Origin of the sequence: Amycolatopsis sp. CA-126428, assembly GCF_002904335.1 — a bacterium.
Taxonomy (GTDB): domain Bacteria; phylum Actinomycetota; class Actinomycetes; order Mycobacteriales; family Pseudonocardiaceae; genus Amycolatopsis.
Window position 1 is genome coordinate 1 of record NZ_PPHF01000159.1, and the last position, 10,163, is coordinate 10,163.

A 10,163-nucleotide genomic window follows, 5' to 3' on the forward strand; every position below is an offset into this window, starting at 1 on the left:
ATCCGGCGTGTGCAACGACACCGCGAGACGAACCTGCATCTTCTCGTCCGCCAACTTACGAATCGCCGGAGCATGCCTACCCTGTTACAACAGCCAGAATCCCTTGGTTTCGCAGGTCGTACGTACAGTCAGCTCGCCACTGTGTCCCTCGCCACTCGGCTTCCGTCCTCACCTTCAAGAGTGAGCCCGATGACGGCGTGGTATCAGGTCGCCAGCGTCGCCCAGGCGGCGTTGACCGCGAAGACCCCAGAGGGCATGGGAGACAAGAGGGGAGACTGCTACCCCTGGATCCGCGGGAGCGCAGGGGTGAAATTCCCTTGCGCCACTCGACTTTAAGGAGTGGTGTTCCGCACCCGCGCCGACCTCGGCGCGGCCCGTCTGCGTTGATGCAGAGGCACGCAGTCCGCCTTAAGACGGCAATCCGTTCAGTTCAAGGCGGACAGGTCGATTGAGTCGGCCATCACGGCGTAGCCGCTGTCGTTGGGGTGGATGCGGTCGCCGCTGTCCCACGTGGGGTTGAGCCAGTTCTGGTAGTCGGGTGCGCCGGAGTTGGGGTAGTTCGGGTCGGTGTTGCGCATGATCGCGTCGAAGTCGATGATTGCGTCGAAGTGGTTGTCGGTGCGGATGAACTGGTTGACCTGGACACGGTTGGTGTCCTTGGCGTCGTCGTTGCCGAACCACCCACCTCGACGCGGGGTCACAGTGGCACCGACGACTCGTAGGCCGGCGGCGTGTGCCCGGTCGGCCAGCTGTTTGAGTCCGTCGATCAGGGTGGCGGCGTCGGTGCCCAGGTAGAGGTCGTTGGAGCCTTCGGCGATGATCACTGTTCGAGCGCCGTGGTGGCCGAGTACGTCCCGGTCGAACCGTTGTGCCCCGGTCGGACCGACTCCACCGGGGGTGATCAGGGCGTTCCCCGCGACCCCTTCGTTGACGACCGACAGCGGCGTGCCCGCGGCCTGCAACCTGCGCGAGAGCACGTCCGGCCAGGTGCTGAAGGTGTTGACAGTGGCGTGTGCTCCGTCAGCGATCGAGTCACCGAGGACGATTACGGCGCCGGTGGTGTGGCCACCAGCCACCTCGATGCTGGATACCCAGGCCACGTTGATCCCGCGGCCCGGATACGGGCCGGGATCACCTGTGTGGTCCCCGGCGCCGCCGCCGAAGTCGGTGCAGTATTCACCGATCAGCCCGAGTTGGTGGTTGGGGTACTCGGTGACGGATCCGGCGGTGTATACGCTGACCGCGAGTTGCTCGCCCGCAGTGACCGGCATGGGTACCGGGTCGCTGAACACCTCGCCGCCGGCCGGGATCGTGACCACGGATTGGCCGCCGACAGTGACCTCGTGCAGGGTGGCGAGGACGATGGTGCTGTCGGTGTCGCGTTGCGCGACGGTGACCCGGTTGAACGTGGTGGGCGTGCGGACGAACTGGTTGGTCAGCCGGATGCGGATCTGTGTGCCGTCCGCGCTGACGCGTTCGGCGTTGCGGCAGCTGAAGTTCGAGGCGTTCAGCGGCATCGCCTCGTGCATGGCAGTGCCCCAGGCCGCGATCCACTTGGTGTCGGTGGTTCCCGAGGATGCCGACCCGGCCGCGCACGCCACGGCGGTCAACGCAGCCAGGCTGACGCCGATACTTCTGCCCCACGGGTTCAACAGCTGCTCCCAATTCGTAACGGTATAGTTGTGGTTCGTTCGGGTTCACCGCTGATGCGCAAGCACTTTTGGTGAACGAAAGCGCGGCGTGATCAACAACACTGGGCTTACCGCCGCCGGTGGGCACATCGGATCCAACGAATGGCGGCGATCCTGACCGCTTGCTCATCAACGTCGCTGTGGCGGCAAAGCCGTACGCGTCGCGTGTGAGCCACCCTCAGTCTGGGCTGGCCCACAGGTCTAAGGGGTCACGCTACGGCGACCCTTGTCGCTGTTCAGTTCATGTCGGGTGGACCATGGGTGGTGTCGTCGTGGGCACGACGACACCACCCAGTGTCCCGACTATTGACCGAGGTCTGTCCACGGACCCTGAAGGTTGCCGCTCTGGACGCGGCATTGCCCTGTCTGGACGATTCCGATGCGGTTGCCGGCCAAGTCGAAGGCGGTTGTTCTGTCGGACTCGGCGAGCCAGCCGAGACTGGGGAGAGCGTCGTCTTTGACCCAAACTTCCTTGTTGGTCCGGAGGACACCGATTCGGGTGCCGTCGAGGCGGACTGTGGTGACCGTACCTCGCTGGGTGTCCCACGGGGTGGTCCAGCCGCCTTGGAGGTCGCCGTCCTTGACGTAAACGTTTCCGTTCTTGACGGCGGCGAAGCGTTGGCCGGAGAGTGCGAAGTCAGTGGTTGCGTCGATCTCGGCGAGCCAGCCGAGATCGGGGAGAGTGTCGTCTTTGACCCAGACTTCGCTGTTGGTCAGGAGAACGCCGATTCGGGTGCTGTCGACGTGAACTGTGGTGACCGTACCTCGTCGGGTGTCCCATGGGGTGGTCCAGCTGCCTTGGAGGTTGCCGTCCTTGATGTAGACGGTTCCGTTGTTGACGGCGGCGAGGCGTTGGCCGGAAAGGTCGAAGTCGGTGATATCGGTGGATTCATGGAGCCAGCCCAGGGTGGGTAGCGCGTCGTCCTTGACCCAGAGGTCGCCGTTGGCCAGGAGAACACCGACGCGGGTGCCGTCGACCCGGATCTTGGTCACTGCGTTGTTGTGGCCGTCCCACTGCAGGCTCCAGGCGCCGTCACCGTCTTTGAGGTAGGCGGAGCCGTTCTGCAGCCGCGCCACCCGGGTACCGGTCAGCGCGATGTCCGTGGCGTAGGTGATCTGCCGGACCCAGTCCGCGAGATCGTCGACGCGGGTTTCGCTGCTGCCCTGCCGGGTCTCCGTCACGGTCGTGCACCCGTGTTGCCAGGAGATGCTGCTGATCGCCAGGAGCTGAGGCTGGCCGCCGGTCTCGGTGAAGGCCGGGCCGCCGGCGTCGCCCTTGCAGGTATCGACTCCGTTGTCGCCAGTAACGGCCAGCGTGGTCGCAGCGGTGGAGGCGACCGAGAACGTGGCTGTCCGCAGCTGGTCGGGCACCCACTCGGTGGCAGTGCGGCCGTAGCCGGCAACTCGCAGGCTCGCTCCGACGGCGGGGAGCGTAGCGCCCAAGGCGATGGGCGTGACGTCTGAGACGAGCGCGTCCAGTTGTGCCAGAGCGAGGTCGCGGTCGGTGCGGACGACGAGGTTGGTCACACGGGCAACGTGACCGGAGGTGCCGGTTAGGTTCGTCCGCCCCACGGTGACCGTCGTAGCCCTGGCCGGGGCGTCACCCTGGGGATTCTCCGGGAAGCAGCTGGCCGCAGTGATGACCCACTCTTGACTGAGCAGCGCACCGGTGCAGGCCCGACCGTCCATGGCGATCTTGGCGACAAAGCCGTAGTTCCCGTCCACAGCGGGGACACCACCGGAAATGGCGTCAGCGGGAACAACCATGAGCAGTGTGGTGGCAAGAATGGTTGCCGTCACGAGAACGGATCTGGGTGGCCGGAGATGACGCATAAGAAGTTGACCCCTCATTGGTGGGACGGCCGTTAACAGCCCCATTGATTCCGCAGACACAGCGAGCTTGAGTAAATTGCCCTTACGACGACGTATCCAATTGCAGCAACGTCGTTGCGTCGCCGGATGGAGTGGTTGCGACTCCGACTTCGGTGTCGAAATGGGGGTCGACGTCCACCGTCGTGTGGGCACCGGCGTTGGTGGTCAACTGGGCTTTGAGCTTGTGACCGGCGGTCGTGGAGGTGCCGTCGCCGCGGACCGCGAAGACGTTTGGAATCTTCAGCGTCAGGTGGCCGACCGCGGCGGTCGCCGCGAAACACAGCCTTCCGGTGTGCGCCGAGCCGATCGAGTCGCTGCTGCGGACGATGATCAGTCCTGGCGCCTCTCCGGTAGGGCAAGGTTTGTAGAGAATGTGCCCGTCGCCACTGATCAGCTGCACTTGGTCGCTGGCCAAGATGGCGTCAGCCCCTGGATAGCGGTAGTCCTCCACGGTGGATGGCTGCTCGTCCGCGGCTGAGGCGGTACTGCCGGCCGGGACGGCGGCGATGCTCACCACGATCGCGGCGGCCGCTGCGACTGCCGCGGTGTCGAGAAATGTCCGGTACAACCGGCGCATGACTCCCCCTCAAAAACGGTTAAATCCGACGTTTAAACCAAAGTGGACATCGATGCTGGACCGATGCCCGCAGCGCGAGACTAGGCATCCGAACTCGCCTCGATCCCCGTGATTTCGGTCACCTCTTAATGGCGGTTGACCGGTTTGAGATCGCCCGGTAAGAGTTCGAATGCGCGTTTTGCGTCGGGGCGGAACCTGCGCACCGGTCGACCGAGGGGGACTCAGATGCGTGCGGCAAAATCCCGATTTCGTGCTGCCCTGGTAACGACGATGACGATGGTTCTGGTCGCTGGGGTCGTGACCACGCCGTCCGCCTCCGCGGCCACTTCGGAAGGCCGCCCGGCCCTGACGCAGTCCGCGTCCGCTGCCGGTTCGGACCGGGCGAAAGTGGCACTGCTGTGGAAAGTCGGGGGTCCGGCCACCAAACGCGACGCTGCGCTGGCATTGGCCGGCACGGACGCGGACATCACCCGGTTCCTGACCACCCTGAAGGATCCGGATGCCTCGATCGACCGAACTGTGCAGGTCAGCCGGATGATGTCAGCCGGTGGCGTAGCGACGCGGTCAGCGGGTCAGCAGGCCTTGGACGCCGGCACCGACGACGCGCTCAAGGCGTTCCTGGACACCGGTTGGGAGACGCCGCACGGGATCGACGTCACCATCCGGGTCAGTCAGGTCATGTCGGCTGGTGGCGACCAGGTGAAGAAGGCCGGTCAGCAGGCGCTGGATGCGGGCACGCAGGAGGCGCTGCAGACGTTCCTCGATTCGGGGTGGCAGGTCCCGTTCGAGATCGATCAGACGATCAAGGTGAGCCGCGCGAGGTCCGGCGGCGGCCCGGAGGTCAAGAGGGCCGGGCAGCAGGCGCTCGATGCCGGGACGTTGGATGCGCTGAACCAGTTCCTGGCCGTCGATCTCCCCGTTGCGCAGGCACGTGACGCCGAAACGGACTCGATCAGTCAACTGGTCGCCACGGCCAAAGCGGCTTCGGAGCAAGCGGCGACGCAGACGCAGCAGGCGAAAGACGAGTCGGATCGGGCCGTGACCGGAGCCGCTGCGGCGCAGAAGGCGTCGCAGGAAGCCAAAGACGCGGCCACGGCGGCGCAGGGCAACGCCGGCGAGGCAACTGACGCGGCGAACCGGGCCGCCTACGCGGCGGATCAGGCGTCGATCACCGCGCGGCAGGCGATCGGTGCTGCCAACGCCGCTACCGCCGCCGCGCACACCGCGGCGATCGCGGCGTCCCGGGCTGCGGCGGCCGCGTCGCAGGCCGGACGGGCGGCATCGCGGGCCTACGACGCGGCGGCAGCGGCCTTGGGTGACAAGACGAAGGCCGGTGATGCCAACGCAGCGGCGCAGACGGCCCGAGACGCCGCATTGAGCGCGTCGACCGCCGCGGATGCGGCGCGGTCGGCGCGGACAGCATCGCAAAGCGCGCGGACGGCCGGGGACGCGGCGACGGATGCCGCGAACCAGTCGCGGACCGCGGCGCAGGCTGCGACCGACGCGGCGAACGCCTCCGCGGCCGCCGGCGCCGATGCCCGCCAGGCCCAGGCCGCCGCCGCGCGGGCTCGGGCGCAGGCGGGGCGGGCGGTGGCCGCGGCTCAGGCCAGTCGCTCGTGGGCGGATCAGGCCAGCACCGCCGCCGGTCAGGCCGCCGATGCCGCGGACGCCGCAGCGGCCAATGCCAACACCGCGGCTGATGCCGCCGCCGCGGCGGCGGTGTTCGCCGGGAACGCGGCGGAGGCGGCGCAGAAGGCCACCGACCACGCGAACGCCGCGACGGCCGCGGCGAACACGGCCGTGACGGCGGCGCAGCAGGCGGGGCAGATCGCGCAGGTCGCCCGTCAGGCCGACGACGACCGGATCGCGCTGGCCGGGCAGCAGGCCGACGACGCAGCACTCGACGCGGCCGCGGCCTACGCCACCCGGCCGGTCCCGCCGCGCTGGGACCTCGACCAGGCCAGCACCTGGGACACCGAAACCAACCGCCTCATCGCCGAAGCCACCGCTCCGGGCGCCGCGCGCGCCACGATCGTCAGCGATGCACGCAAGGTCGCGTTGAAGCTGGCCGACACCGGTGGCCCGTGGACCAAGGCGGCGTCGCTGACCGCGGTCGCGGCCAGCGACGATGAAGCTGCCGACTTCATCACCACCGGCCTGACCACGGCCGCGGGACAGGACGACCGCGTCATCCTCGCCGAACTGTCCGACACCGGCACGCCCGGTTTCAAGACGGCTGCTGCAGCGGCTTTGGCCGGTACGGACGCCGACGTGCGGAACCTCTTGCGCAGTCGCGACTACCCGGGCCGGCTGCAGGACGACACCCTCCAGGTCAGCCAGATCATGTCCGCCGCCAGAGCAGCCGGCCGGACCGTGGTCGTCCAGCACGGGCAAAACGCTCTGGACGCCGGAACCGATCAGGCACTGCGGGAGTTCCTCGACACCGACCAGTACATCGCATTGCAGAACGACGATCTGGTCAAGGTCGCCCAGGTGCAGTCGGCCGCCCGCGCTGCGGGGTTCCGCGAGGTCGTCGCCGGTGCGCAAGCGGCGCTGGACGGACCACCGACGCTGGCACATGCGTTCCTGACCGTGGGCCAGTACACCGCTGCCCGGCACGACCAGAACACCGCCGCGCACAACGCCGCCATCGACAGCCTGCTCGCCGAGGCCACCAGCGCCGCCGCCTCCGCCACCCACGACGCAGACGAAGCCCAGGCCGCCGCAGCCCGTGCCCGCGACGCCGCCGGCCAAGCGGCAGCGTGGGCCGAACAGGCAGCCACCGCAGCAGCGCAGGCCGCCGACGCCGCCCAGCAAGCCCAAGACGCTGCCAACCGCGCCGCCACCTCCGCCCAGCAAGCGCAAGCATCGGCCAACACAGCCGCCGCTGCAGCCGCCTCCGCGACCGCCGCCGCAGACAAAGCCGGCCGCTCCGCCGCGTGGGCCTCCCACTCGGCGACGGAAGCCGCAGGTTACGCGCGTGACGCTGCGACCTCCGCGCACAGCGCCTACAACGACGCTCTCAGTGCCGGCAAGAGTGCCAAAGAAGCAGCCGACGCAGCACACGCAGCCTGGGACGCGGTCGCCACAAAGGTCGAGACTGAGAAACAACAGGTCGTCGAACAGCGCAAGCAAGCATGCAAATCCGAACTACGACCCGCGGCGGCGCGCTCGTACTACAGCGACGAAGACTGCATCCTGCTGATCACCGGCACCCCGGCCCAGAAGGACCGCATCCTGCACGAACTGCAGGACCTCTGCCGCCAGTACAACCCCAAAGGCAGTTGGGACACCAACAACTGCCCTGCAGCCGTACAACCTCTTCAACCCCAGCTACCAGGCCCAGAACCTCTACTCCAGTCCGACCAACGACAGCTCAGACCCAGTCAAGGAGATCTTCCTGTTCATCGGCTTCAGCCTGCTCACCGCCGCCTGCGACGGCATCTGCGACGTACTCGCACTGCTCGGAGGTGCAGGTGCCGAGCTCGGCGGGTTGGAGGCTCTCGCAGAGTCGGCCGAGCTGGCCGAGGCGATGGCCAACGGAAAAAGCGCCTTCGACGTACTCCGGGTCGAGGTCAACGCCGAACTCGGCCGGGCCGAAGAGCTGGCGCGAGAAGCCAGCGCCGACGCGGCAAAGCTCACACAGGAAGGGTACGACCTTACGAACGTCGTACCGTGTGGAACAAACAGCTTCCCGGGTGACACGCCGGTACTTATGGCCGACGGCAGCGGCAAGCCCATCGAGGACATCGCACCGGGTGATCGCGTCATGAACGCCGAGCCGGGCGCCTTCGCCGTCGAGCGGCACACCGTGACCGCGGTGCACGTCACCGGCGACGACCGCGACTTCGACGACCTCACGATCGCTACTCCGACCGGTCCGCATACTGTTACGACGACGGCACATCATCCGTTCTGGAACGAGAAGCCGCACGTCTGGACGACCGCGGCGGCGCTTAAGCCCGGCGACGAGCTCGCCACGCCAGGGAACGGACGGGCGGCGGTCACCGCGAACCGCGGCTACACGGCGGCCTTGCGGACCTATAACCTCAGCGTCGAGGGCGTCCATACTTATTACGTCCTCGCGGGCAAAACTCCACTGTTGGTGCACAACACCGTACCCTGCCCTGCAGGAGCCGGCGAAGTTTGGCACGAGGGCACCTTCACTTCGTACGAGGACAGCTTCGAATACCACTACAACAAACACGGCCTGCCGCAGCACGTCACACCCGAACAGTACTTCCAGGATGCGAAGGCGTGGGCGGAGCAACTGGCACAACCGGCTGGGAAGCGTGGCCTGAACGCCAAGCGCACACCTTTTGGTGACGGTGAATACGGGGTCAAGTACTGGGATCCCACCAGCGGCAAGGGCGGGATCATTGCACCCGACGGCAAGGTTGTATCATTCTGGTACCTAACTGAATGACTTCAAGGGGAGAATCGATGCTGAGTTTCGAAGATGCTTATACGCTGTGGAGATGGCTCCCGTTCCCCCGCACGACCAAGAACGAAGGGCTGATCGACACGCACGGCGACCTGGCCGTTGCCGACGAGTATGTGACCACGGTGATCCGTTTCGTCGAGCGCGGAATTTTCCAGCTCGCACCCGTAGACGTGCTCACAATGCTGGAAACGATCATGCGCCGGATCAGTGAGCTACAGCCAGCTGTAACTGACGAAGAACGGGCGGTCGCGGAGATGCAACACGCATACGCTGCGCTGCTGCATCTCGTCTATTCCGGCTTCCTCGACCGGGCACCTGTGTCACACGCGCCCGGTGAAACGGACGTAAACTGACGACCGACCGACGCGTTTTTCCCTCTGTCTGAATCAGCCCTAGTAGATTGTCGCAACCAGACCTTGGGGTATAGGTGGCGGAGTTTGATGCGTGCGTCTACGGTGGTGAACTGCCGCGTTGGGTGCATTTCGAATCGGCGCGCCAATCGGCCCCGCAGCTACCCGGCGTGTACCTGGCCCGCGAAGGCACCGACAGCGATCTCGTCCACGTCGGCATGGCCGGCGAACGCCGCGGACAAGGTATCCGCGGCCGTCTCACCACTTACGCGCGTGGCAAAGCGCTCGCCAGCGGTCTTGGCGAGGCCGTTCTCGACCGCGCGCTCGCGGACTCGCAGTGGCTCCGGGCTCGACTTCGCGAAGCCAAAACCGGCCATGCGCGTCGCGCGACACAGTGGGGCGTGCTCGCCTTCGAACGAGCCGATCTACACATCTCCTGGACCGTTACGCCCGACAGAACAGCGGCAAACGCCCTTGAACGACAGATCATCTCCGCGCTCAAGGAGTACACGCTTTGGAACCGGCTCAGATGATGTCTGAACCGGGCCGAACTCCGCCTCATCGCGAGTGAAGGGCTCCGCCGCGATCACATCGTCCGCCTAGCTTCGCCTACCTAGACAGCATCAAGATCAAAAACCGCCTGGATGTTGGCTGCGACCTGCACTACTGCTTCAGCCGGATTCGGGATCGCCGCTAGCCGCCGACCTCGCGGACCATCAAGCACCGGACTGCGGTCTGCGAGCACCGATCGACCTGCGTACGCGGGAGCGCTCAAGAATCTCACGAATGACCGGGTGCAAGACCAGGGCCAGCCGTTCAGCTAGCGATGCAGGTCGACCCGCGCCTCGCGCCGCCGTCGTGGCAGAAGTCAGCGGTCAAGCCACGGAGCGAGCAGCTTCTCCAGATCAGCGTCCGACAGCGACCGCGGCCCGCCGTGGAACTCGTGCCACCGCGCCGCGTCACACGCCGCGGTGTACTCGACCTCGAACGCCCGCATCAGCACGTACATGAACGTCACTGAGCTGAACCGCTCACCGAGCAGGGTCCGCGCCTCGCGGGCGACGTCCGTCGCACCGGTGAAATCAGCGAGCCGAAGCTCCTCCGCAGCCGGATCCAACAGGCTGGGGGCATACATCACGAAAAACACTCCATCATCGAACGAACAAACTCAGCCTTCAGCGGCCAGCTGACCACAAGCCGCGGCGATCTCCTGGCCCCGGGTATCCCGG

General features: G+C 66.5%; 9 protein-coding genes. 5 read left to right on the forward strand and 4 right to left on the reverse strand.

Going from position 1 to position 10,163, the window contains the following annotated elements:
* Window positions 1–425: 425 nt before the first annotated feature.
* Complete coding sequence (locus tag C2L58_RS41155) at window positions 426–1,319, reverse strand: GDSL-type esterase/lipase family protein (RefSeq protein WP_233226209.1); 894 nt, start codon at window positions 1,317–1,319, stop codon at window positions 426–428.
* A gap of 43 nt (window positions 1,320–1,362) precedes the next feature.
* Between C2L58_RS41155 and C2L58_RS51070 the strand changes: the two genes are divergently transcribed.
* Entirely contained in the window at window positions 1,363–1,680 is a 318-nt protein-coding gene (locus C2L58_RS51070) for a hypothetical protein (RefSeq protein WP_233226210.1), read from the forward strand.
* A gap of 314 nt (window positions 1,681–1,994) precedes the next feature.
* On the opposite strand, the gene C2L58_RS41160 is transcribed toward C2L58_RS51070, so the two are convergent.
* Complete coding sequence (locus C2L58_RS41160; RefSeq protein WP_158264237.1) at window positions 1,995–3,491, reverse strand: S1 family peptidase; 1,497 nt, start codon at window positions 3,489–3,491, stop codon at window positions 1,995–1,997.
* Window positions 3,492–3,606: 115 nt separating this feature from the next.
* Window positions 3,607–4,140 (reverse strand): hypothetical protein, encoded by a 534-nt coding sequence (locus tag C2L58_RS41165; protein ID WP_103343039.1) that lies wholly within the window; start codon window positions 4,138–4,140, stop codon window positions 3,607–3,609.
* A 270-nt stretch (window positions 4,141–4,410) separates the two neighbouring features.
* On the opposite strand from C2L58_RS41165, the gene C2L58_RS41170 reads away from it, so the two are divergent.
* The 4 genes from C2L58_RS41170 (at window position 4,411) to C2L58_RS41185 (ending at window position 9,467) form a co-directional block, all read left to right on the forward strand.
* The gene (locus C2L58_RS41170; RefSeq protein WP_158264238.1) at window positions 4,411–7,842 is read left to right on the forward strand and encodes an ALF repeat-containing protein; all 3,432 of its coding nucleotides are present in this window, start codon (window positions 4,411–4,413) and stop codon (window positions 7,840–7,842) included.
* A gap of 13 nt (window positions 7,843–7,855) precedes the next feature.
* Window positions 7,856–8,566 (forward strand): Hint domain-containing protein, encoded by a 711-nt coding sequence (locus C2L58_RS41175; protein ID WP_158264239.1) that lies wholly within the window; start codon window positions 7,856–7,858, stop codon window positions 8,564–8,566.
* A 17-nt stretch (window positions 8,567–8,583) separates the two neighbouring features.
* A complete protein-coding gene (locus tag C2L58_RS41180; protein ID WP_103343042.1) occupies window positions 8,584–8,937 on the forward strand; it encodes a hypothetical protein in 354 nt (117 codons plus the stop codon).
* A 74-nt stretch (window positions 8,938–9,011) separates the two neighbouring features.
* On the forward strand, window positions 9,012–9,467 hold the full coding sequence (locus tag C2L58_RS41185; RefSeq protein WP_233226211.1) for a hypothetical protein: 456 nt from the start codon (window positions 9,012–9,014) through the stop codon (window positions 9,465–9,467).
* A gap of 335 nt (window positions 9,468–9,802) precedes the next feature.
* On the opposite strand, the gene C2L58_RS41190 is transcribed toward C2L58_RS41185, so the two are convergent.
* On the reverse strand, window positions 9,803–10,069 hold the full coding sequence (locus C2L58_RS41190; RefSeq protein WP_103343044.1) for a hypothetical protein: 267 nt from the start codon (window positions 10,067–10,069) through the stop codon (window positions 9,803–9,805).
* Window positions 10,070–10,163: the final 94 nt, after the last annotated feature.